At 66.7% G+C, this 22,214-nt stretch carries 18 protein-coding genes; 5 read left to right on the top strand and 13 right to left on the bottom strand.

Annotation, left to right across the window (positions count from 1 at the left end; translation table 11 throughout):
- Nucleotides 1-5 precede the first annotated feature (5 nt).
- The 4 genes from ACSR1C_RS06220 to speB all read right to left on the bottom strand — a co-directional run bounded on the left by ACSR1C_RS06220 (nucleotide 6) and on the right by speB (nucleotide 4,226).
- Nucleotides 6-1,406, bottom strand: coding sequence for a TRAP transporter large permease (locus tag ACSR1C_RS06220; protein WP_460258471.1), 1,401 nt, complete (start codon nucleotides 1,404-1,406; stop codon nucleotides 6-8).
- Between the two features lies 1 nt (nucleotide 1,407).
- A complete protein-coding gene (locus ACSR1C_RS06215) occupies nucleotides 1,408-2,040 on the bottom strand; it encodes a TRAP transporter small permease subunit (protein ID WP_460258470.1) in 633 nt (210 codons plus the stop codon).
- Between the two features lie 69 nt (nucleotides 2,041-2,109).
- Nucleotides 2,110-3,114: a C4-dicarboxylate TRAP transporter substrate-binding protein gene (locus ACSR1C_RS06210; protein WP_460258469.1), complete on the bottom strand. Its 1,005-nt coding sequence runs from the start codon at nucleotides 3,112-3,114 to the stop codon at nucleotides 2,110-2,112.
- 149 nt (nucleotides 3,115-3,263) lie between these two features.
- Entirely contained in the window at nucleotides 3,264-4,226 is a 963-nt protein-coding gene (gene speB / locus ACSR1C_RS06205; protein WP_460258468.1) for an agmatinase, read from the bottom strand.
- 157 nt (nucleotides 4,227-4,383) lie between these two features.
- Between speB and ACSR1C_RS06200 the strand changes: the two genes are divergently transcribed.
- Both ACSR1C_RS06200 and guaB read left to right on the top strand, forming a co-directional pair.
- A complete protein-coding gene (locus ACSR1C_RS06200; RefSeq protein WP_460258467.1) occupies nucleotides 4,384-5,352 on the top strand; it encodes a TDT family transporter in 969 nt (322 codons plus the stop codon).
- Between the two features lie 78 nt (nucleotides 5,353-5,430).
- Nucleotides 5,431-6,885 carry an IMP dehydrogenase gene (guaB, locus tag ACSR1C_RS06195; protein ID WP_460258466.1) on the top strand — a complete coding sequence of 485 codons (1,455 nt, stop codon included), beginning with the start codon at nucleotides 5,431-5,433 and terminating at the stop codon, nucleotides 6,883-6,885.
- 36 nt (nucleotides 6,886-6,921) lie between these two features.
- On the opposite strand, the gene ACSR1C_RS06190 is transcribed toward guaB, so the two are convergent.
- The 9 genes from ACSR1C_RS06190 to ppsA form a co-directional block, all read right to left on the bottom strand.
- Complete coding sequence (locus tag ACSR1C_RS06190; protein WP_460258465.1) at nucleotides 6,922-7,122, bottom strand: heavy-metal-associated domain-containing protein; 201 nt, start codon at nucleotides 7,120-7,122, stop codon at nucleotides 6,922-6,924.
- A gap of 125 nt (nucleotides 7,123-7,247) precedes the next feature.
- Nucleotides 7,248-7,733, bottom strand: coding sequence for an Hsp20/alpha crystallin family protein (locus ACSR1C_RS06185; protein ID WP_460258464.1), 486 nt, complete (start codon nucleotides 7,731-7,733; stop codon nucleotides 7,248-7,250).
- A 109-nt stretch (nucleotides 7,734-7,842) separates the two neighbouring features.
- Nucleotides 7,843-8,598 carry a hypothetical protein gene (locus ACSR1C_RS06180; protein WP_460258463.1) on the bottom strand — a complete coding sequence of 252 codons (756 nt, stop codon included), beginning with the start codon at nucleotides 8,596-8,598 and terminating at the stop codon, nucleotides 7,843-7,845.
- Complete coding sequence (locus ACSR1C_RS06175) at nucleotides 8,595-11,051, bottom strand: Lon protease family protein (RefSeq protein WP_460258462.1); 2,457 nt, start codon at nucleotides 11,049-11,051, stop codon at nucleotides 8,595-8,597. The genes ACSR1C_RS06180 and ACSR1C_RS06175 overlap by 4 nt, the downstream gene beginning before the upstream one ends.
- A gap of 29 nt (nucleotides 11,052-11,080) precedes the next feature.
- Nucleotides 11,081-11,326: an acyl carrier protein gene (locus tag ACSR1C_RS06170; RefSeq protein ID WP_460258461.1), complete on the bottom strand. Its 246-nt coding sequence runs from the start codon at nucleotides 11,324-11,326 to the stop codon at nucleotides 11,081-11,083.
- Nucleotides 11,323-12,474 (bottom strand): dihydrolipoamide acetyltransferase family protein, encoded by a 1,152-nt coding sequence (locus ACSR1C_RS06165; protein WP_460258460.1) that lies wholly within the window; start codon nucleotides 12,472-12,474, stop codon nucleotides 11,323-11,325. The genes ACSR1C_RS06170 and ACSR1C_RS06165 overlap by 4 nt, the downstream gene beginning before the upstream one ends.
- Nucleotides 12,475-12,477: 3 nt before the next feature.
- A complete protein-coding gene (pdhA, locus tag ACSR1C_RS06160) occupies nucleotides 12,478-14,478 on the bottom strand; it encodes a pyruvate dehydrogenase (acetyl-transferring) E1 component subunit alpha (RefSeq protein WP_460258459.1) in 2,001 nt (666 codons plus the stop codon).
- The gene (acsA, locus tag ACSR1C_RS06155; RefSeq protein WP_460258458.1) at nucleotides 14,475-16,214 is read right to left on the bottom strand and encodes an acetate--CoA ligase; all 1,740 of its coding nucleotides are present in this window, start codon (nucleotides 16,212-16,214) and stop codon (nucleotides 14,475-14,477) included. The genes pdhA and acsA overlap by 4 nt, the downstream gene beginning before the upstream one ends.
- A 19-nt stretch (nucleotides 16,215-16,233) precedes the next feature.
- Nucleotides 16,234-18,609: a phosphoenolpyruvate synthase gene (ppsA, locus tag ACSR1C_RS06150; protein ID WP_460258457.1), complete on the bottom strand. Its 2,376-nt coding sequence runs from the start codon at nucleotides 18,607-18,609 to the stop codon at nucleotides 16,234-16,236.
- Between the two features lie 117 nt (nucleotides 18,610-18,726).
- Between ppsA and ACSR1C_RS06145 the strand changes: the two genes are divergently transcribed.
- From ACSR1C_RS06145 to ACSR1C_RS06135, 3 genes are all read left to right on the top strand, one after another.
- Nucleotides 18,727-21,342, top strand: a complete 2,616-nt coding sequence (locus ACSR1C_RS06145) for a cation-translocating P-type ATPase (protein WP_460258456.1) — start codon at nucleotides 18,727-18,729, stop codon at nucleotides 21,340-21,342.
- 111 nt (nucleotides 21,343-21,453) lie between these two features.
- A complete protein-coding gene (locus tag ACSR1C_RS06140; protein WP_460258455.1) occupies nucleotides 21,454-21,732 on the top strand; it encodes a DUF5132 domain-containing protein in 279 nt (92 codons plus the stop codon).
- On the top strand, nucleotides 21,722-22,210 hold the full coding sequence (locus tag ACSR1C_RS06135) for a hypothetical protein (protein ID WP_460258454.1): 489 nt from the start codon (nucleotides 21,722-21,724) through the stop codon (nucleotides 22,208-22,210). Before ACSR1C_RS06140 ends, ACSR1C_RS06135 begins: the two co-directional genes overlap by 11 nt.
- Nucleotides 22,211-22,214: the final 4 nt, after the last annotated feature.

The raw sequence follows: 22,214 nt of genomic DNA, 5'->3' as shown, positions 1-22,214 counted from the left end.
CGGGGTCACGCCTGGCCCGGCAGCCACAGCACGATCTGCGGCACCGCCACCAGCACCGCGATGGTCACCGCATCGGCGATGAAGAAGGGGGTGACGCCCCGGAACACGTCCTGCACGCTCAGATCGTCGCGCACGCCGGCCACGACAAAGCAGTTCAGCCCAATGGGCGGTGTGATCAGGCAGAACTCTGCCATCTTCACCACCAGGATCCCGAACCAGATCGCGCACATCGGCCCCGACATGCCGAAGGCGCTGTCGGCTGCGCTGACGAACTCGCCTCCGTTCAGCGCCATGACCGCCGGATAGACCACCGGCAGGGTCAGCAGCAGCATTCCGATCGCGTCCATGAACATGCCCAGCACCGCATAGGCCAGCAGGATCATCACCAGCGTCAGCATCGGCGGCTGATCCAGCGCGGTGATCCACCCGGCAAACGCGCCGGGCAAGTCGGCAAAACCCAGGAAGCGCACATAGATCAGCACACCCCAGATGATGGTGAAGATCATCACCGCCAGCTTGGCGGTTTCCAGCAGCGCATCTTTCAGCTGCGGCCAGCGCATCCCGTGATACAGCGCCATGCAGAACACCACGAAGGCCCCCAGCGCGCCGCCCTCGGTCGGCGTGCCCCAGGCATCGCCGCCGAACGGGTTGTAGATGAAGAAGATGATGATCACGATGACAAAGGCGATCGGCAGGGCGGGGGGCAGGGATTTGAACCGCTCGGCCCAGGTGAAGCCTTTCACTGGCGGGCCGAATTTCGGCAACGTCACCGCCATTCCAACGATCAGTGCCGCATAGATCACCGCCGAGACCACGCCGGGAATGAACCCCGCCAGCAGCAGCTTGCCCACGTCCTGTTCGACGATGATCGCATAGATCACCAGAATGGCCGATGGCGGGATCATCGAGGCCAGCGTGCCGGCGGCGGCGACGACGCCTGCGGCAAAACGCTTGTCATAGCCGACTTTCAGCATCTCGGGGATGGCGATGCGCGCGAACACGGCTGCGGTGGCGACCGAGGCGCCGGAAACGGCGGCGAACCCCGCCGTGGCAAAGACCGTGGCCACGGCCAGCCCGCCGGGCAGCCAGCCGACCCAGCGCTTGGCGGCCTCGAACAGCGCCTTGGTCAGGCCCGCGTAATAGGCCAGATAGCCGATCAGGATGAAGGTGGGGATCAGCGACAGCGCCTGACTGGCCACCTTGGAATGCGGCACCTGGCCCGCGGTTTTCACCGCCACGGTCAGTGCCCAGCCGAAATCGTCCGGCGCATAGCCCTTCTTGGCCCAGAAGATCCAGATCAGCCCGACCAGGCCGGTCAGCGCGGCGGCAAAGGCCACGCGCATCCCCAGAACCACAAGCGCCAGCAGGCCAAGCGAGACGACGATGCCAATATCAATGGGTTCCATGTCAGTCCTCGCCCCCGGAAACGGTTTCGGCCTCGGCGGCGGCCTGTTCGGCCGCCGATTGCACCAGCGGCACCGCCACGGGTTCCACCAGGTTCAGCACAATCGCCCGGCCGTAGCCCCACAATTGCAGCACCAGCCGCAGGCACAGCACCGAAAACGCCACCGGCGCCAGCAGTTTGGCGGGCCACAGCGGCAGCGCGATATCCATGCTGCTGTCGCGGCTCCACATAGGGGCGGCGAAGTCGAAGCTGCGCTGGAAATGCGCCCAGCTGCCCCAGACCAGCAGCAGCATCAGCAGCAGCATTGCGAAGGTGGTGATGAACTCGGCCAGCCACAGCGCGCGGCCGTTCAGCGCGCCGACCAGCATGTCCATGCGGATATGGCCGCCCTGACGCTGGGTATAGGAAATGCCCATGAAGGCGATCAGCGGCATGGCCTGCTGGATCCAGTCGACATAGCCCGGCACCGGCTGATTGAAGACATTGCGCCCCGCGACCGACACCACCGCCAGCAGCATCAGCGAAAACACCGCCAGCCCGCTGATCAGCGCCAGCACGGTTTCCAGCCGGAACAGCGCGCGATCGATGCGGCTGAGAAGGCTGTCATCTTCCAGAACGGCGGAACTGCCGGCCATGCGAGCACCTTTGCTTGGGAAAAATCAAAAGCCGCGCCCCCGGACAGGGGCGCGGCGCGGGCTGTGGGCCTATTGCCCGATCATGCCGGTGACGAAGTCGTAAAGCTCCTGCGCGGGCAGGCCGCGCGCGGTGTTTTCCTCGATCCAGGCGGCGGCGACCGGGCCGGCGGCGGCGTCCTTGAACGCGGTCAGTTCGGCGTCGGAATAGGTGATCTGTTCGATCCCGCGCTCTTCCAGCGTGGGGCCCCATTTCGCCATGGTCTTTTCGTTATAGAAAGCGATGTAGTAATCCAGCGCCTCGCCGACCGAGCCCAGCAGGGCCGCGCGGTTTTCCTCCGACAGGCTGTCGAGCGCGTCGGAATTGACCACAACCGGGCAGTTCACCGTGCCGGGGTTCAGGTTGGCGGTCCACCATGTGCCGGATTCGACCGTGCCGAAGGACATATGTGCATGCGGCGCGAAGGACACCGCCTTGACCACGCCGCTGTCCAGCGCCTGGCGCACCTCGGTTGCCGACATCGAGGTGGGCACCGCGCCCACCAGCTTCATCGCCTCGCCGATGCCGCCGGTGGCGCGCACGGACATGCCGTCGAAATCGGCCAGGGTGTGCGGCGCGTCACCCACACCGACAAAGTTGTACTGCGGCAGCGGCGTCGGCATCAGCAGCGTGGCGTTCCAGCGCGCCAGATCGGCCTTGGCGGCGGGGTGGGCATACAGCGCCTCGGAAATCCGGCGCTCTTCCTCAAGGCTGCTCACCCCCAGAAAGGGCAGTTCCAGCACGGTGATCGAGGGGTTCTTGTCGCGGTGATAGCCGGCGCAGAACTGCGCCATCTCGAACGCGCCGATGGAAATGCCATCCAGGTTCTCGGTATTCTTCGACAGCCCGCCGTAAGAGATGTTCAGGGTAAAGTCGCCGCCGGTCTTTTCGCTGACCAGCTCGGCCAGTTTTTCCACATGTTCGGTGAAGGCGCGGCGCTTGCCCCAGACCGAAACATTCCATTCCTCGGCCATCGCCTCGGTCGCAAAGGCCAGCGTGACGGCGGCAAGGGCCGCGGTGCCCATCAGGTTTTTCATAAAGTTTTCCTCCCAGAGTTTTGATTTTGCCAAAGTTTAGCCCCGCAGGGCCATGGGTAAAGGATAAACTGACCTGATGGACAAATGACCGGGCGGCATGGCACATGCGCCGACGCAAGAGCGCCCGGTTTTTCGCGACATGACGCCGTCTAACCGCCGGCGCCACGCGCGTGGAAGATGAAGCCCAGCGTATTCATCAGCAATTGCGCCGCCAGAATCGCGGTGCCGCCGGTGGGGTCGTAATCTGGGGCGACCTCGACCAGATCCAGGCCGATCACCTCGTGCCGCCTGGCCAGCCCCTGCATCAGTTCCAGCACCTCGTAATATAGAAACCCGCCATGGCTGGGGGTGCCGGTGCCGGGCGCGATCGAAGGGCAGAAGGCGTCGATGTCGATCGTGACATAAACCCGCGCGCCGGTCGGGATGCGCGCCAGCACGCCCTCGGTGCCGAATTCGCGCATCTGCCGCACCGACAGGATGTCCGACCCCATGGTGCGCGCATCCACGTAGCCGTCGCGCGCGGTGGACGACACATTGCGGATCCCCACCTGGGTCAGCCCGGTGACATAGGGTTTTTCCGCCGCGCGGCGCATCGGGTTGCCGTGGCCGTGGCGCACGCCGTGGCGTTCGTCCACGAAATCCAGATGCGCGTCGATCTGAAGAAGGTGAAAATCACCCTGATCGTCGAAGGCCCGGATCGCCGGGATATTCACCGAATGATCGCCGCCGATCAGCACCGGCAGCGCCCCGACGGCCAAGGCCGCGCGCAGGCCGGTCTCGATCGCGGCGTGGCTGGCCTCGGTATCGGTATGCACGATATCGGCGTCGCCCATATCGACGATCCGCACCTCGGGGCCCAGATAGGTCACGTCATCCTCGTGGTCATAGGCGCCGGCATGGCCGAAGGAAAACAGCGTGCTGGCCTCGCGCACCGCGCGCGGGCCAAAGCGCGCGCCGGGCCGGTATTGTGTGCCGCTGTCGAAGGGCGCGCCCAGGATCGCCACCTCGGCCTCGATCTGCGACCAGTCCGCGACATAGGGCCGTTTGCCGAAGGTGGCGATGCCCACGAAGGGCAGGTTCAGCCGCCCGCTGTCATATTCGTGTGTGCCCATGCCCGGCCCCCTGTTGCGTGGGACCAGAATGGTCAAAGCCCCGGACGGGGGCAAGGCCGCACCGCCTGCGACCATCCATCGCCCCGGTTTCCCCATTCACAAAGCGCGGGGCGGCGGGCACAAGGGCAAGCAGGACAAATCGGATCGGAACACAGAAATGACCATGGCGACCAAACCGAAATTCGGCGAACAGACCCCGCCGGCGATCTTTCCGCCGATCTTTGGCCTGTTGGGTCTGGGGCTGGCCTGGCGCCGGGCCGGGGCCGCGTTTGCGGTGCCCGGCGCGGCGTCGCAACTGATCCTTGGGGCGGTGACGCTGTTGTTTCTTTTCGCGCTGGCGGCCTATCTGCGCAAGGTGATCCGCCGCCCCGCCGTGGTGGTCGAGGATCTGCGGGTTCTGCCAGGCCGGGCCGGGCTGGCGGTGCTGGTGCTGTCGCTGTACCTGCTGGCCGCCGCATTGGTGCCAATGAGCGGGGCACTGGCGCGCGGCGTGCTGGTTGCAGGTCTGGCGGCGCATGTGCTGCTGGTGGGGCTGATGCTGTGGCTGCTGTTGACCGGCCCGGCCGAGCAGCGGCGGGTCACGCCGGTCTGGCACCTGCATTTCGTGGGCTTCATCGTGGCCCCGCTGGCGGCGATCCCGCTGGGCTATACCGCGGCGGCGCAGATCATCCTGTCGGTCACCGGCCCGATCGCGGTGCTGATCTGGGGCGCGAGCCTTGGTCAGCTTATCCGCCGCGACCCGCCGCCGCCGCTGCGCCCGCTGCTGGCGATCCATCTGGCGCCGGCCTGCCTGCTGGGCACCGTCGCGTTGCTGCTGGGGCACCGGCACCTGGCGCTTGGCCTGTCGGTTCTGGCGCTGCTGATGCTGGCGGTTCTGCTGATCCGGGCGCGCTATATCACCGCCGCCGGGTTCAGCCCGCTATGGGGCGCGTTCACCTTTCCGATGGCGGCGTTTGCGTCGCTGATGCTGATGATGGCGGCCGACGGGCAGGGCGCGGTGTTCCGCATTCTGGGCGCGGTGGCGCTGGTGGCGGCCACGCTGGCGATTCCGCCGATCGCGGTAAAAGTGTTGCAGGCCTGGGCCAAGGGCGGGCTTGGGCCGAAAACCAACGCGGCGCGGGCGTAAGGGGCGCATTGGGGCTTTCCTTTCCCCACCGCCCGTGAAATAGGGAAGCGCCAAACGAAAACTCCCAAGGAGCCCCCCATGGAGATTCGCGAGGCGCTTACCTTCGACGATGTTTTGCTTGTTCCCGCAGCAAGCTCGGTCCTGCCGTCCACGGCGGATACGTCCACCCATGTCACCCGCTCGATCCGGCTGAACATCCCGCTGCTCAGCTCGGCGATGGATACGGTGACCGAAGGCCGGATGGCGATTGCCATGGCCCAGGCGGGCGGCATGGGGGTGATCCACCGCAACCTGAGCGTGGACGAGCAGCAAAACGAGGTGCGCCACGTCAAACGCTTCGAATCCGGCATCGTCTACAACCCGATCACCCTGACCCCCGACCAGACCCTGGCCGACGCCAAGAAGCTGCGCGAGAAATACAATATCACCGGCTTTCCGGTGGTCGATGAAAAGGGGCGCGTGCTGGGCATCGTCACCAACCGCGACATGCGGTTTGCCAGCGACGATAACACGCCGGTGCGGGTCATGATGACCTCGGACAGGCTGGCGGTGCTGACCGAGCCCGCCGACCGGGCCGAGGCGCTGAGCCTGATGAAGGCGCGCCGGATCGAGAAACTGCTGGTCACCGACGGGCAGGGCAAGCTGACCGGATTGCTGACCCTGAAGGATACCGAGCAATCGGTGCTGAATCCCCATGCCTGCAAGGACGAACTGGGCCGGCTGCGCGTCGCCGCCGCGACCACGGTGGGCGATGCAGGGTTCGAGCGGTCAGAGGCGCTGATCGACGCGGGCTGCGACCTGATCGTGATCGACACTGCGCATGGCCATTCCGAAGGCGTGGCGCTGGCGGTCGAGCGGGTCAAGAAACTGTCCAACGCGGTGCAGGTGATGGCCGGCAACGTGGCCACGGGCGAAGCCACCCGTGCGCTGATCGGCGCGGGCGCGGATGCGGTGAAGGTCGGGATCGGGCCGGGTTCGATCTGCACCACCCGTATGGTGGCCGGTGTGGGGGTGCCGCAGCTGACCGCGATCATGGATTGTGCGGCGGCGGGCAACCTGCACGGCGTGCCGGTGATCGCCGATGGCGGCATCAAGTATTCCGGCGATTTTGCCAAGGCGATCGCGGCGGGCGCGTCCTGCGCGATGGTCGGCAGCATGATCGCGGGCACAGACGAGTCGCCGGGCGAGGTGATCCTGTACCAGGGCCGGTCGTTCAAATCCTATCGCGGGATGGGGTCGCTTGGCGCGATGGCGCGCGGCTCGGCCGACCGCTATTTCCAGAAGGACGCGGCCAGTGACAAGCTGGTCCCGGAAGGGATCGAGGGGCAGGTGCCCTACAAGGGGTCGGCCGGGGCGGTGGTACATCAACTGGTCGGCGGCCTGCGCGCGGCCATGGGCTATACCGGCAACGCCACGGTCGACGAGATGCGCACCAACAGCCGTTTTGTGCGCATCACCGGCGCGGGACTGAAGGAAAGCCATGTGCATGACGTGCAGATCACGCGCGAGTCGCCGAATTATCGGCTGGGCTGAGCGGCGCGCACTGAGAAAACTTTCGAACGGCCGCGGCTAGCCTGTCGCGGTCGCGCCGTATCCCGCATCGCTGATCGCCGCAATCAATGCGGGCGCGGCGCTGGTGCTGTCAATCGCGACGGTGCGGGCGCCCAGATCGCAGACGACCGTGGCCGCCGGATCGGCCGCCTTGACCGCCTTTTCAATCGCGGCCACGCAATGGCCACAGCTCATGTCCGGTACGGTGAATTTGCGCATATGCAGTCCTCCTGCCGGTAATCTGATCGATTCCAGCGAAGGAAGGTCAAGCCGGATTTGCGGAAGGGCGCGACATGCGGGCCGTTCCCGGCGCACAGTCGCGCCGGGTGGTCGGGCGGGGCGATTCAGTCCGCCTTGGTAACCTCGATCTTCTTGGCCTTTGCGGCCTCTTCGGCGGGTTTGGGCAGGGTCACGGTCAGCACGCCGTCCTTCACTCCGGCCTTCACCGTGTTCGGGTCGATCTCGAACGGCATGGTCATCATCCGCCGGAACGACCCCGAGCTGCGCTCGATCCGGTGAAATTCGCGACCTTCCTCTTCCTTGCGCTCTTCTTTTTCCGACTTCTTCTCGCCCTTGATGGTGATGCGGTTGCCGGACACCGACACATCCACATCCTTCATTTCGATGCCAGGCAGTTCGGCGGTGATGCAGATTTCATCATCGGTTTCGCTGACATTGGTGCGCACGGCAAAGGCGCCGTCCCTGGTCAGCGGGCCAGAGCCGAAATCGTCAAACAGCGTGTCGATCTGTTTGCGCAGCGAGATAAACGGATTGTCGGGATCGCCCTTGGACCCGAGCCAGGACGACGGAAGCCATTCGCGGTAGGTCATTGCTGTATCCTCCTAAAAGATATCGTGTCGGCAAAGCATCGGCGAGTCGCATGACGCTTTCGTTGATCCGCGTCAAATGCGGGCCGGGCGCCGATGGGATGCGCGGATTTCAGCCGCCGCCGGGGGGCGGGGCGGCGGGGGGTGCCAGACTGCTGGCCGGGAACACGACCGGCGCGCGGGCGGCTTCTGACAGTCGCGCCAGAAAGGCGGGCGCGAACCCGGTGCGGCCCAGAAAGACGGTGGCGGCATCAAGCCGGTTCAGCGTGTCCAGCAGCGCGGCTTGATCAGCCACGGCGCGCAGCGTCAGCGCGTCGGGCCGCGCGCCCAGCCGCAGAGCGGTGGCCGCCGCCCCCGCCAGTTGTGCGGCGGGCGCCAGAATGGTGATCGGGCGGCCCAGGCCGCGTGCGGTGCGCACCGCCTGGGCCAGGGCCGGGTCGTCGTCGGTCGGGCCGGGCACGGCCACCACTGCGCCGGCCTGAAACGGCGCGCGGCGATGGCCCAGCAGCACCAGATCGCCCTGGCCGGCGAGTTCTGACAGCAGCGGCAGAACCCGCCCGCGCCGCTGGGTAAAGGACCAGCGCAGCGCGCGCCCCTGCGCGGCCTCGGCGATCCGTGCCTGAAACGCCAATGCGTCGCGGCGATAGGCGGCCAGCATCCGCTCGACGCTCAGCGGAACCGCGCCGCCGGCCAGCGCACCCCGGCCCGCCGCGCAGGCCAGAATGGTTTCCTCCTCGATCAGCAGGCCGACCAGTTCGGATTCGCTGTCGTGGGCCAGCGCCACGGCGACCGCGATCGCGCTGTCGGCATCGGCGAAAGAGGTCGCGCCAAGGATCACCCGGCCAGGGGCTGTTGCGGGGGCGGTCATGCGCTGCCCCCGCCGGTATCGTTGCCTGGCCGGGGCGGGGTGATGAAGCCCTTGCGCGCCTCGGCAAAGCCGCGCAGCCGGTCCTCGGTCAGCCGGTTGATGCTGCCCGCCTCATAGATGCCATCCGCATCGCGCGCCCCCGCCGGGCGGCCGGTCAGCAGGTCCAGCCCCTGATTGACGCTGCGGATCGGGATGATGCGGAACTGCCCTGCCGCGACCGCGTCGATCACCCGCTGGCGCAGCGCCAGATGTTTCACATTGGCGGCGGGGATCAGCACCGCCTGCCGCCCGGTCAGCCCGCGCGCGGCGCAGATGTCGAAGAATCCCTCGATCTTTTCGTTGACGCCGCCGATCGCCTGAATGTCACCGAACTGATTGACCGAGCCGGTCACCGCGAAGGACTGATCGATCGGCACCTCGGACAGTGCCGACAGCAGCGCGAACAGCTCGGCCGCCGAGGCGCTGTCGCCATCGACGCCGCCATAGCTTTGCTCGAACACGATGCTGGCCCAAAGCGACATCGGGATGTCGGGCGCGTAATGGGTGGCCAGATAACCCGACAGGATCATCACGCCCTTGGAATGCAGCGGCCCACCCAGTTCGGCCTCGCGTTCGATATCGACCAGCTTGCCGCTGCCGACACGCACCCGCGCGGTCACCCGCGACGGACGCCCGAAGCTGAACCCGCCCAGCTGCAGTACCGAAAGGGCGTTGATCTGGCCCACCCGTGCGCCGTCGGTGTCGATCAGCAGGATGTTGCGGGTGATCGCCTCGTGGCTCAGATCGCGCACCCGCCCGGCGCGGGTTTCGGCGGCGGTGACGGCGGCGTCGATCTCGGCCGCGCCGATCACCGGCTGGCCGTCGCGCGCGGCGCAGTAATCGGCCTCGCGCAGCAGGTCCGAGATGCGGTCGATATTCAGCGACAGCCGTTCATTATCGTCGGCAAGCCGGGTGCTTTCCAGCAGGGTGCGGGCCACGCCGGGGGGCGAAAGCGGGCGGATTTCGGCACGCTGCGCGATGGTGGCCACAAGCCGCGCGTACAGCCCGGTCGCGGCGGGCGTGCGCGGCATCACGTCGCTGAAATCGGCCTGCAGCTTGAACAGCGCGCCGAAATCCGGATCAAAGGCGGCCAGCAGATAGTAAAGCTCGCGCTCGCCCACCAGCACCACGCGCACATCCAGCGGGATCGGGTCGGGTTCCAGCGACACGGTGGAGATCAGGCTCATTTCCTCGCCCGCCGAGATGATCGCGACCTTGCCGGTCTTCAGGCTGCGCTTCAACGCGCCCCAAGCGAACGGTTCGCTGAGCACCTGGCGTGCATCCAGGATCAGATAGCCGCCATTGGCCCGCTGCAGCGCGCCGGGCTTGATCATGCTGAAATCGGTGACCAGCGTGCCCATTTGCGAGATATGCTCGACCCGGCCGATCAGATTGGCCAGCGTCGGCAGGTTCTCCTCGATGATCGGCGCGCCGGTGGCGGCGGTGGCGGGGTCATGCGCGACCATCGGATTGACCAGGTAGCGGCGGAACTGCGGCTTGGCGAAATGCCGGGTGGTGGCGACCGGAAAGGCGCCGGCGCGCGGCCCGTCCTCTGAGATCAGGAACAGTTCGGGGTTTTCGATCAGATCCTTGCGGATGACGCCGATATGGGCCTGAATCACCTCGTTACTGCGCAGATCGGCGAAGGCCGCGCCGATGGCGCCGTCCACCGCCTCTTCGGCGATGGAAAGGTTCAGCTCCTCGACCCGTGCGCGGCTGTCCTTCTGGTGGCGGGGCAGTTCCTTGAGCACCGCCTCCATTTCCTTGCGGGTCTGGTCGACCTTTTCCTCGATTGCCTCCTGCTTGGGTTTGGGCAGCTTTTCGAACTGCTCGGGGGTCAGCACCTCGTTGTCGCGGATCGCGGCCACCGCATAGCCCATGGGCGTGCGCAGGATCGCCACGTCGCGGGTGCGCGCGTTTTCGAACAGCACCCGCATCGCGGTTTCGTGCTTGTCGGCGAATTCCTGTTCGATGGCGTGACGGCGGCTTTGGTAATCCTCGGATTCGAACAGGGCGGGGATGTCGTTGGCCAGATCGTCGATCAGGGTTTCCATCGCGCTTTTCAGTCGCAGCGCCATGCCCGGCGGCAGCCGCAGCGCCCTGGGCCGGTGCGGGGTTTCGAAATTGTTAACATAGACCCAGTCGTCCGGCACCGCGCGGCCCTGCGCGACCGGTTCCAGTACCCCGCGTGTGGCATGGTGGCGGCCGCTGCCGGGGGTGCCCAGCACGAACAGGTTGAAGTCGCGATGCCGGGTCTGCGCCGCCATGCGGATCGCATCCAGCGCGCGGTCCTGCCCCAGCCAGTCGTCGAGCGGCGCCAGATCGCGGGTCGTCTCGAAATTCAGCGCATCGGGATCGGGGGCGGGGGCAAGCCGGGTTGCGTCAAGGGCGGCGGGTTTGGGGGCGGGGGCCATCGGATCCTCGGGTGTTGCGGCGATCTATATCACGAAAGCCGTTCGGCCAGATAGGCCACGGCCAGATCCGGGGTTTCGATCCGGCGATATTCGGCCTCGGGGATATCCACCCCGAAGCGCTTGTGCAGCGCCACGACCAGATTGAGGATATCCATCGAGTCGAGCTCCAGATCATCCTGCAGATGATCGGAGCTGCCGATTGTGTCCGGCTCCAGATCCGGGGCGATCCTGATCAGTTCCTCGATAAAGGCGGTGCGGATTTCGTCCTGTGTCATAGGGCCTCCGGTGTTTGCAGAAATTTGTCGATTTCGGTCAGAAAGCGCGCGCCCAGCCGACCGTCGCTGGCCCGGTGATCAGCGGCAAGCGAGATCGTGACCGCCTGGCGCGCCACCACCTGGCCGTCGCGCACCAGCGCCATAGGCTGCGGGGTGCCGACCCCGACCAGCGCCACCTGCGGCGGATAGATGATGCCGGACATCGCCGCGACCCCGGTTTCGCCCAGGCTGGACAGGGTGATCGTGGCCTCGGTCATTTCCGAGCTGCGCAGCCGCCCGGCGCGGGCCCGCGCGATCAGATCGCGCATCGCGGCCATCAGATCGTCCAGCGGCCGGGTGTCGGTATCCAGGATCGCGGGCGCGATCAGCCCGCCACCGCGCAGCGCGACCGCAAGGCCCACATGCACCCGCGCCGATGGTGCGAACCCGTCCGCGCCATAAAAGCCGTTGACCGTCTTTGCGGATTGCGCCGCCAGCGCTGTGGCCTTCAACAGCAACGCGCCCATCAGCAACCGGCCTTCGGGCGGGCGGACGGCGTTGGTGTCGGCCAGCCAGTCGGTGGCGGCCTGCAGATCGATCGTGTGCGACAGATAGTAATGCGGGATCTCGCGTTTCGACTTGGCCATGGCGGCGGCAATGGCCTTGCGCATCTCGGCCATGGCATCGGCGCGGGTCGGTTTCGCGGTTGGCGTTGCGGCCTCGACATCGGCCAGCAGCACCGCGCCGCCGGGGCCGGTGCCGGGCAGGGCGGCCAGATCAAGCCCGCGTTCCGCCGCCAGAATCCGCGCGGCGGGCGAGGCCGGTGTGACACCGGCGGCAGGCGGCGGCGGGGCGGGGGCGGCGATGGGTTCGGCTATCGGGGCGGGTTCAGGCGGCGGGGCCTTGGCTTCGGGCGCGGGGGGCGCGGCCTCGCCTTCCTTCACGATCAGCGCCAGCGGCGCCCCCACCGGGAGTTTCTGGCCCAGATCGGCCTCCAGCCGGGCCACGGTGCCGTCCTCGAAAATCTCGATCTCGATCGCGCCTTTCTGGGTCTCGACCACGGCGACCACATCGCCGCGTTTCACCGCGTCCCCCGGCGCCACCAGCCATTCGACCAGGGTGCCCGCCTCCATATCCGCGCCCAGCGAGGGCATCTTGAACACGCCCATGACCTAGCCCTTTCCCAGTGTGGCTTTGGCCGCCGCGACGATGGCGGGAACCTGCGGAATGGACGCATCCTCCAGATGTTTGGGATAGGGGATCGGGACCTCGGCGGAACAGACCCGACCCACCGGCGCATCAAGGGTCCAGAAGCTCTGCTCCATGATCCGGGCCGCGATCTCGGCCGACAACGAGCCGCTGCGCCAGCCTTCGTCCACCACCACGGCCCGGCGGGTGCGCGCCAGCGACGCCATGATGGTGGCGTCGTCCAGCGGGCGCAGGCTGCGCAGGTCGATCACCTCGGCCTCGATCCCGTCTTGGGCCAGCGCCTCGGCCGCCTCCAGCACCTTGAACAGCGAACCGCCATAGGTGATCAGCGTCACGTCGCGGCCCGGCCTGCGGATCGCGGCCTTGTCGATATCGACCGGCCCGGCATTCGCGGCAAGTTGGCCGGCACGGTTGTACAGCATGACATTTTCGAAGATCAGCACCGGGTCGGGATCCTGCAACGCGGTCCAGAGCATCCCGCGCGCGTCCTCCAGCGTGGCGGGGGCCAGTATGCGCAACCCGGGGATATGCGCGTACCAGCCTTCCAGCGAATGGGAATGCTGCGCGGCCAGTTGCTTGCCCGCGCCGGTGGCCATGCGGATCACCAGCGGCACCCCGAACTGCCCGCCCGACATGTGCCGGATCGTGGCGGCGGTATTCATGATCTGATCCAGCGCCAGCAGGCTGAAATTCACCGTCATCAGCTCGACAATCGGGCGCATCCCTGCCGCCGCCGCACCGATGCCGGCGCCGGTGAACCCGGATTCCGACAGCGGTGTGTCGCGGATGCGGCCGGCGCCGAATTCATCCATCAAGCCTTTGGACACCGCATAGCAGCCGCCATAGGCGCCGACATCCTCGCCCATCAGGAATACCCGCTCGTCGCGGATCATCGCATCGCGGATCGCCTGTTTGACCGCCTCGCGATAGGTCATCTCGACGGTTTCGGCCGGCGGGGCGGGGATGGCGGGTGGCGCGGGACGGTCCGCCGCCATCACATGCGCGGTCAGGGTCTCGAGCGGCTCCCAATCGCTGGCCTCGGCGAATGCCACCGCCTGTGCGATTTCGGCATCGACGCTGTCGATGATCGCATCGATGTCGGCGTCGCGGATCAGCTTGTTCTTCAGCAGCCAGTCTTGAAACCGCACGATCGGGCCCTGCTTGCGCCATTCCTCGACCTCGGTCTTGTCGCGGTAAAGCTGGGCGTCGAACATCGAATGGGCGCGGAACCGGTAGGTCACGCATTCCAGAAAATAGGGTTTGCCGGTTTCGCGGATGCTGTCCAGCGCGCGGCGGGTGGCGGCCTCTACCGCGACCACATCCATGCCGTCCACCTGTTCGGACGCGATGCCATAGGCGGCGGCCCTGGCGTGGATATCGGTCTCGGCCTCGGTCCGGGCCAGGGCCGATCCCATCGCGTAGCCGTTGTTTTCGCAGATGAACAGAACCGGCAGGCGCCAGAGCTGCGCCAGGTTCATGGTTTCGTGAAACTCGCCCTCGGCCACGGCGCCTTCGCCGAAGAAACAGGCGGTCACATGGTCCGTGCCCCGCATCCGGTCGTTCAGGCCCAGCCCGGCGGCCAACGGCAGCCCGCCGCCGACGATGGCATTGCCGCCATAGAAATTCCGCCCGGCATCGAAAATATGCATTGAGCCGCCGCGCCCGCCGGAACAGCCACCGGCCTTGCCGTACATTTCGGCCATGACCGCGTCCATCGGCACACCGCGCGCCAGCGCATGGCCATGTTCGCGGTAGGTGGCGACGATGCGGTCATCCGGGCCCAGAACCGGGATCACGCCCATCGCCACGGCCTCTTCCCCGTCATAAAGATGCAAAAAGCCGCGGATCTTTTCGTGGGTGTAAAGCTCGGCGCATTTATCCTCGAACCGGCGGATGCGGATCATGCCCTTGAGCAGGTCCAGCACATGGGCATGGGTCAGGTGGGGTTTGTCGGCATGGGTCATTTTTCATCCGTCTCCAGCGTGGAAATGTCGCCTTCGGGCAGGCCCAGTTCGCGCGCCTTCAGCAGGCGGCGCATGATCTTGCCCGATCGGGTCTTGGGCAGGGTCTGGCGGAACACCACCGCGCGCGGGGCGACGGCGGGGCCAAGCCGCTTGCGGGCGTGGCCGCGAATGTCGCGTTCCAACTCTTCCGAGGGTTCGAAGCCGGGGTTCAGCGCGACATAGGCTTTCACGATTTCGCCGGCGGTTTCGTCGGGGATGCCGATCACCGCCGCCTCGGCCACGGCGTCGTGTTCGATCAGCGCGCTTTCGACCTCGAACGGGCCGATCAGATGGCCCGAACTTTTGATCAGATCGTCGGCCCGGCCGACGAACCAGAAATAGCCGTCGCCGTCGCGCATCGCCAAGTCGCCCGACAGGTACCAGCCGCCCACGAAGCATTTGTCGTAGCGCGCCTGTTCATGCAGATAGGTGCGCATCATCGACGGCCAGCCGGGGCGCAGCGCCAGTTCGCCGATTTCGCCATCGGGCAATTCGCGCAGCCCGTCGCCGTCTTGGTCCACGATCCCGGCCTCGATGCCGGGCAGGGGGCGGCCCATCGAGCCGGGCTTGATATCCATCGCGCGGGTGTTGGCGATCATGATGCCGCCGGTTTCGGTCTGCCACCAGTTGTCGTGGAACGGGTGGCCGAAGACCTGATTGCTCCAGTCCACGGCTTCGGGGTTCAGCGGCTCGCCGACTGAGGCCAGAAAGCGCAGCGCGGAAAAGTCATAGGGCGCGGCGGCCTCTTTGCCCGCGCGCATCATCATGCGGATGGCGGTGGGGGCGGAATACCAGACCGCGACCTGTTCGCGCTGCAAGATGCCGTACCAGCGGTCAAGCTCGAACTCGGCCTCGTCCACGATCATGGTGCAGCGGTTCACCAGGGGCGAGATGATGCCGTAGGAGGTGCCGGTGACCCAGCCCGGATCGGCGGTGCACCAGAAGATCGTGCCAGGGGTCATTTCCAGCGCATAGCGCCCGGTGGCGGCGTGATTGACCACCGCGCCGTGGACATGGACAGCGCCCTTGGGCCGGCCCGTGGTGCCCGAGGTGAAATGGATCAGGGCGGGATCGTCGGGGGCGGTTTCGACCGTTGCGAACGTGTCGGATGCCGCCGCCAATGCGGGGCCAAGCGCCACACAATCCGCCGGCGCATCGTCGCCCGCGATCAGCACCAGTTTCAGCGACGGGATCTCGGCCCGCCAGGCGGCGATCTTGCGGCGATAGATCGCCTCGGTCGTCAGAACGACGTTCACCTCGCCGATTTCCATGCGGGTGCGGATCGGTTCCGGCCCGAAGGCGGAAAACAGCGGCGTGAAGATCAGCCCGGCCTTCAGCGTGCCCAGGGCGGCGGCATAGAGTTCCGGCTCGCGCCCCATCATCGCAAAAAGCCGATCCCCCCGGCCCAGCCCATGTGCGGCCAGCACATTGGCAAACCGCGCCGACATCGCCGTCATGTCGCCATAGCTGAGGTCACGCCGCGCGCCATCTTTGCCCAGCCAGCGGATCGCGACCTGATCGCCGTGGCCGGCGGCAACGTGGCGGTCCAGTGCCTCATACCCGATGTTCAGCCCGCCGCCGGGGAACCCGTCGAGCATGGCGCGCGCCACATCCCAACTGAACCCGGCCCGCACCGTATCGGTCAGCGTGGCGTCGGCGCGGTCGGTTTCTGTCTTTCGAATCGTTGGAAAGCTCATAGCTTCCTCCCGTCTGAGATCAGCTTTTTTCGGCCTCGGCGACATTGGCCTTCACGGCCATGAAACTGTCCGGCGTGACCGAGATGGAATCGATCCCCGCCGCCACCAGCAGCCGGGCGAATTCGGGGTCGTTGCTGGGCGCCTGGCCGCACAGGCCGACCTTGGCCCCGGCCTTGTGCGCCCGCTCGATGACGGTTTCGATCATCCACAACACCGCCGGGTCGCGTTCGCGGAAGAGATGCGCCAACTGTTCGGAATCGCGGTCCACGCCCAGGGTCAGCTGGGTCAGGTCGTTCGACCCGATCGAGAAGCCGTCGAAGCGTTTGGCGAACTCCTCGGCCAGGATCACGTTCGAGGGAATCTCGCACATCACATAGACCTGCAGGCCGTCCTGGCCGCGGGTCAGCCCGTTTTCGGCCATCACCGCCAGCACCTTGTCGGCCTCGTCGGGGCTGCGGCAGAACGGGATCATGACGATGGTGTTGGTGAAACCCATTTCGTCGCGCAGCTTGCGGATCGCGCGGCATTCCAGTGCGAAACCGTCCTTGTAGGCGTCCGAATAATAGCGCGATGCGCCCCGGAACCCGATCATCGGGTTTTCCTCGTCCGGCTCGAACTGGCGACCGCCCAGCAGCTCGGCATATTCGTTGGTCTTGAAATCGCTCATCCGCACGATCATCGGATTGGGGTAATGCACCGCCGCGATCCGTGACAGGCCCATGGCCAGCTTGTCCACGAAATAGTCGGGCTTGTCGGCATAGCCGCGGGTCAGGTCGGTGATCCGGGCGCGGGCCCCGGCGTCGGTCAGTTGGTCGAACCGGGTCAGCGCCAGCGGGTGCACCTTGATCGCGTTGTTGACCACGAATTCCATCCGCGCCAGTCCGACCCCGTCGGTCGGCAGACGCCACCAGCGGCTTGCGGCGCCGGGATTGGCCATGTTCAGCATGATCTTGGTGCGGGTCTGCGGCACCGTGCCGATCGAGATTTCCTCGACCTCGTATTCGGCGATCCCGGCATAGACATAGCCTTCCTCGCCTTCGGCGCAGGACACCGTCACCTCCTGTTCGTCATGCAGCAGATGGGTGGCGTTGCCGCAGCCGACGATGGCCGGCAGGCCCAGTTCGCGGCTGACGATGGCGGCGTGGCTGGTGCGGCCGCCGTGATCGGTGATAATCGCCTTGGCGCGCTTCATGATCGGCACCCAGTCGGGGTCGGTGGTCGAGGTGACAAGGATCGAGCCATCGACGAATTTGTCGATGTCGCGGGCATTCTCGATCAGACAGACCTGGCCCACGGCCACTGCGCCGCCAACGCTGAGGCCGGTCATCAAAAGATCGCCCGCCTTGTGGATCGTATAGGCCTTCATCGCGCCGGTTTCGGCCCGCGACTGCACCGTTTCGGGGCGCGCCTGAACAATGTACAACTCGCCGGTGATCCCGTCGCGGGCCCATTCCATATCCATCGGCTGGCCATAGTGATCCTCAATCGTGCAGGCCATCCGGGCCAGATCAAGGATTTCGGCATCCTTCAACACGAACGCCGCGCGCTCGGCCCTGGAGGTGGGGACATTCTTGGTCTCGCCGCCCTTGGCCCCGGCATAGATCATCTTCTTCTCTTTCGCGCCCAGGGTCTTTTCAAGGATCGGCGTCAGGGCGGGATTGTCCAGAAACGGTTTGTAGACCTGATATTCGTCGGGGTTCACGGCACCCTGAACGACGTTCTCGCCCAACCCCCAGGCGGCGTTGATCAGCACAACCTTGTCGAACCCCGATTCCGTGTCGATCGAGAACATCACCCCCGAACCGCCAATGTCGGACCGCACCATCTGTTGCACGCCGATCGACAGCGCGACCTTTTGGTGATCGAAGCCCTTGAGCTTGCGATAGGTGATCGCCCGGTCGGTGAACAGCGAGGCATAGCAGCGCTTGCACGCCTCCAGCAGCGCCTCTTCGCCGCGCACGTTCAGAAAGGTTTCCTGCTGTCCGGCAAAGCTGGCATCGGGCAGATCCTCGGCCGTGGCGGATGATCGCACAGCGACCGAAGGCGCGTCCTGCCCGGTGCGCTGGCCCAACTCGGCATAGGCGGCGCGGATATCGGCCAACAGCGCCTCGGGCCAGTCGCCGGCCAGGATCATGCCGCGAATCGTTCGGCCCGCTTCCTGCAAGGTGATCTTGCCATGGTCGAACCAGTCCAGAACCTCGGCCATGTGGTCGTAAAGCTCGTTCTCGGCGATGAAGCCGCGAAAGGCCTCGGCGCTGGTGGCAAACCCGGCGGGGACGCGGATGCCCTTGCCGCCAAGGGTGCTGACCATTTCACCCAGCGAGGCATTCTTGCCGCCGACCTGCGGGACATCGCCCCGCGACAGGGTTTCGAACCAAAGAACGTTGCTGCTCATGTTTTTCTCCCGAACTGCTGTCGCCATGCGGCACGCGAAACACTACCCTGAACCCAGGGCCGCCACCTTGATCCGTGTCATGGCGGCAAAGGGTGCAAGCAGGCGATGGATCCGATCATGATGACACCTGAAACAGATCAGATAGCGGCTGCGCCAAAAGGGCTTAGCCAGGCAGAGGCGCAGCAGCGGCTGGCGCGGTATGGCCCCAACATGCTGCGGCAGACGCAGCAGGTTTCGATGATGCGAATCCTGCTGCGTCAGTTCACCGGGTTTCTGGTGGTGATCCTGATCGTGGCGGCCGCCATCGCGGGGGCCCTGGGCGAGGTGGTCGATGCGATCGGCATCGGTATTGTGGTGGTGCTGAACGGGGCGCTTGGCTTCGCTCAGGAATGGCGCTCGGAAAATGCGCTGGCGGCGTTGCAGAACATGCTGGCCACCTCGGCGCGGGTGTTGCGCGACGGGCGCGAACAGCGGATCGATACGCGCGAGATCGTGCCGGGCGACGTGGTGTTGCTGGAGGCGGGCGACCGGGTGCCGGCCGATTTGCGCCTGACGGATGCGCTGCAACTGAAACTGGACGAAAGCGCGCTGACCGGCGAATCCTTTCCGGTGGACAAGGAGTTGGGCACCGGGGACGTGACGCTGTTCATGGGCACCTCGGTTGTGGCGGGCCGGGCCGAGGGGGTGGTCAGCGCCACCGGCCAGTCTACCGAATTCGGCCAGATCGCCGAGCTGACCACCGGGATCACCGATAAGACGACGCATCTGCAGCACCACCTTGGCGTGTTGGGGCAACAGATCGGCGTGGCCGCGCTTCTGGTGTCGCTGCTGGTCGGCGGGGTCGGGGTCTGGACCGGTCAGCCGCCGCTGGCCATGCTGATGACGGCGCTGTCGCTGGCGGTGGCTATGGTGCCCGAAGGGCTGCCCGCTGTGGTCACGATCACTTTGGCGCTGGGGGCCGCGGCGATGGTGCGCCAGAACGCGCTCACCCGCCGCCTGCAGGCGGTCGAGACGCTGGGCGCGGCCCAGGTGATCTGCACCGACAAGACCGGCACCCTGACCCAGGACGAAATGACCGCGGCCGAGATCTGGACCCCGGGGCGGCATTATACGGTGACCGGCACCGGCTATGATCCGGCCGGTCACATCGCCTATAGCGGTGCGCGGGTGCGGGCCGGCCACGATGCCGATCTGGCCCGGCTGCTGGAAACCGCGCTGTTGTGCAACCACGCGCGGCTGCACCGCGAGGGTGACGATTGGGACATGATCGGCGAGCCGACCGAGGGCGCGCTGGTGACGCTGGCGCACAAGGGCTGGGCGCCGCTGCCCGCCGCCGGCGCGGCGGTGGCCGAGATCCCGTTTTCAAGCGAGCGTAAGCGCATGAGCGTTCTGGCCCGCGACGGCGACGGGCATGTGCTGCACAGCAAGGGCGCGCCCGAGCATATTCTGGATGTCTCGGTCACGGTGCGGCGGGACGGGGTCAGCGTCCCGCTCGATCCTGCGCTGCGCGCGGAGTGCGAGGCCGCCTATCGCACCATGGCCGAGGCTGGGCTGCGGGTGATCGCGCTGGCCCGGCGCGCCCAGCCGGGCGCCAGCCTGCCCGAGTCCGAGGCCGGGCTGGAGTTTCTGGGCTTTGTCGGGCTGATCGATCCGCCCCGGCCCGAGGTGCGCCAGGCGCTGGCGGACTGCCGGGCGGCGGGGATCCGGGTGATCATGATCACCGGCGACAGCCCGCTGACCGCGCAGGCGGTGGCGCGCCAACTGGGGATGCCGGTGGACCGCGTGCTGACCGGCCCGCAGCTCGAGGCGATGTCGGACGCCGATCTGACCGCCGCCCTGACCGGGCAGGTTCTGTTCGCGCGCACCAAGCCGGTTCACAAGATGCGCATCGTTCAGGCGTTGCAGGCGGGCGATCAGATCGTGGTGATGACCGGCGACGGGGTGAACGACGCGCCGGCGCTGAAACAGGCCGATATCGGTGTGGCCATGGGCATTCGCGGCACCGATGTGGCCCGCGATTCGGCCGATCTGGTGCTGCTGGACGACAACTTCACCACGATCTTCGACGCGATCCGCGAAGGTCGGCGGCAATATGACAACGTCAAGAAATTCGTCCGCTATCTGCTGTCGTCCAATTCGGGCGAGGTGCTGGCGATCACCGCCAACCTGATCATCGGCGGGCCGCTGATCCTGCTGGCGACGCAGATCCTGTGGATCAATCTGGTCACCGACGGGGTGACGGCGATCGCGCTGGGGCTGGAAAAAAGCACCCCCGATCAGATCACCCGCCCGCCGCGCGCCAAGAACGAGCCGATCCTGGGCTGGACCGGTCTGGCACTGATCGGGGTCTTTGGTCTTTATACCGGGTTGGCCACCTTGTGGGTGTTCTATCACTATCTGCCCATGGGCGAGGTGACCGCCCGCACCGCCGCCTTCACCACCATGCTGCTGGCGGAAAAGGCCAGCGTCTTTGCGTTTCGCTCGCTCACCCAGCCCTGCTCGCGGATCGGCTGGTTTTCCAACCCGGTGCTGATCGCGGCGCTTGTGGGGTCGGTCGGGGCGCATGTGGCTGCGGTCTATTGGCCGCCGTTGCAGACCGTGCTGCATACCGGCCCGCTGGCGCTGGCCCACTGGCAGCAGATCGGGCTGTTTCTGGTGCCGCTGATCGTGCTGCCCGAGGCGATCAAATATCTGGTGCTTGGCCAGCGCCGCTGGCGCGCGGGGGCCGCCTGACCCCGGCGCCGGCCGGCGGCGCGACAAGAAATCCGTTGTGCCGGTCGGGGCGGGGAAATACCCTTGCGCCAGTGCAATTCGCCAGTCCGCCCCCAACCCGAGGACACGACCATGAACAAAAGCTTTTTTCTGGGCGCGACCGTTGCGGTCGGTGCCGTTCTGCTGGTGCCGGGCGTTGCCAGCGCCCTGGGCCGGGCCGGGCGCCCGCTGGTCCGGGCCGCGACCCGCACCGGCGCCGTCGCCTATGAGGAATTCCGCAAGGCCGGCGCCGAGGCCTATGAGCATATGGAAGACATCGTCGCCGAAATCCGCGAGGAGATGGAGGCCGAGAAAACCGCCGCGGCTGCCGACTATGCCGCCCCGGACGCCGCCGCAGATCATGCTGACTGAACCGAAGACCGCCGTCGCCGCCGCGCCAAAGCCGGTCACCCTGCACCGCATCCATGTGCTGGACCGGCGCGCGCGGCTGCGTGTGGCCGCCCCGGCGGACCGCGACGCGCTGGTGGCGCTGGCTGACCGGCTGGCCGGGGTGCCCGATGTGCACCGCGCGCTGGTGCGGCCCAGCACCGGCAGCATCATCCTCGAAACCATCGGCCCGGTCGAGGCGGTGCTGGCGGCGCTGGCCGAACGCGGCATCGCCCGCATTGTCCAGCCGCCCAAGCGCCCGCCGGTGCAGCAGGTGATACAGCTTGGCATGCTGCGTGCGGATATGGGCGTGAAGGCGCGCACCGGCGAGGCGCTGGATCTGCGCACCGGCATCGCGCTGGCGCTGCTGGGTGGCGCGATCCTGCAACTGTCGCGCGGCCGGATCGCCGGGCCCGCGACCACGCTGGCGGTCAGCGCGCTGTCGCTGCTGGACCGCAAGTAAGGCC

The sequence above is a fragment of the Actibacterium sp. D185-2 genome, assembly GCF_054954595.1.
Note: the sequence above shows the minus strand (reverse complement) of the source record. Positions and strands in the feature narration are given on the sequence as shown.

Bases quoted from the DNA above. Each gene is read 5' to 3' on its own strand.
- ACSR1C_RS06220 (WP_460258471.1), bottom strand. From the start codon at position 1,406: ATGGAACCCATTGATATTGGCATCGTCGTCTCGCTTGGCCTGCTGGCG.
- ACSR1C_RS06215 (WP_460258470.1), bottom strand. From the start codon at position 2,040: ATGGCCGGCAGTTCCGCCGTTCTGGAAGATGACAGCCTTCTCAGCCGC.
- ACSR1C_RS06210 (WP_460258469.1), bottom strand. From the start codon at position 3,114: ATGAAAAACCTGATGGGCACCGCGGCCCTTGCCGCCGTCACGCTGGCC.
- speB (WP_460258468.1), bottom strand. From the start codon at position 4,226: ATGGGCACACACGAATATGACAGCGGGCGGCTGAACCTGCCCTTCGTG.
- ACSR1C_RS06200 (WP_460258467.1), top strand. From the start codon at position 4,384: ATGACCATGGCGACCAAACCGAAATTCGGCGAACAGACCCCGCCGGCG.
- guaB (WP_460258466.1), top strand. From the start codon at position 5,431: ATGGAGATTCGCGAGGCGCTTACCTTCGACGATGTTTTGCTTGTTCCC.
- ACSR1C_RS06190 (WP_460258465.1), bottom strand. From the start codon at position 7,122: ATGCGCAAATTCACCGTACCGGACATGAGCTGTGGCCATTGCGTGGCC.
- ACSR1C_RS06185 (WP_460258464.1), bottom strand. From the start codon at position 7,733: ATGACCTACCGCGAATGGCTTCCGTCGTCCTGGCTCGGGTCCAAGGGC.
- ACSR1C_RS06180 (WP_460258463.1), bottom strand. From the start codon at position 8,598: ATGACCGCCCCCGCAACAGCCCCTGGCCGGGTGATCCTTGGCGCGACC.
- ACSR1C_RS06175 (WP_460258462.1), bottom strand. From the start codon at position 11,051: ATGGCCCCCGCCCCCAAACCCGCCGCCCTTGACGCAACCCGGCTTGCC.
- ACSR1C_RS06170 (WP_460258461.1), bottom strand. From the start codon at position 11,326: ATGACACAGGACGAAATCCGCACCGCCTTTATCGAGGAACTGATCAGG.
- ACSR1C_RS06165 (WP_460258460.1), bottom strand. From the start codon at position 12,474: ATGGGCGTGTTCAAGATGCCCTCGCTGGGCGCGGATATGGAGGCGGGC.
- pdhA (WP_460258459.1), bottom strand. From the start codon at position 14,478: ATGACCCATGCCGACAAACCCCACCTGACCCATGCCCATGTGCTGGAC.
- acsA (WP_460258458.1), bottom strand. From the start codon at position 16,214: ATGAGCTTTCCAACGATTCGAAAGACAGAAACCGACCGCGCCGACGCC.
- ppsA (WP_460258457.1), bottom strand. From the start codon at position 18,609: ATGAGCAGCAACGTTCTTTGGTTCGAAACCCTGTCGCGGGGCGATGTC.
- ACSR1C_RS06145 (WP_460258456.1), top strand. From the start codon at position 18,727: ATGATGACACCTGAAACAGATCAGATAGCGGCTGCGCCAAAAGGGCTT.
- ACSR1C_RS06140 (WP_460258455.1), top strand. From the start codon at position 21,454: ATGAACAAAAGCTTTTTTCTGGGCGCGACCGTTGCGGTCGGTGCCGTT.
- ACSR1C_RS06135 (WP_460258454.1), top strand. From the start codon at position 21,722: ATGCTGACTGAACCGAAGACCGCCGTCGCCGCCGCGCCAAAGCCGGTC.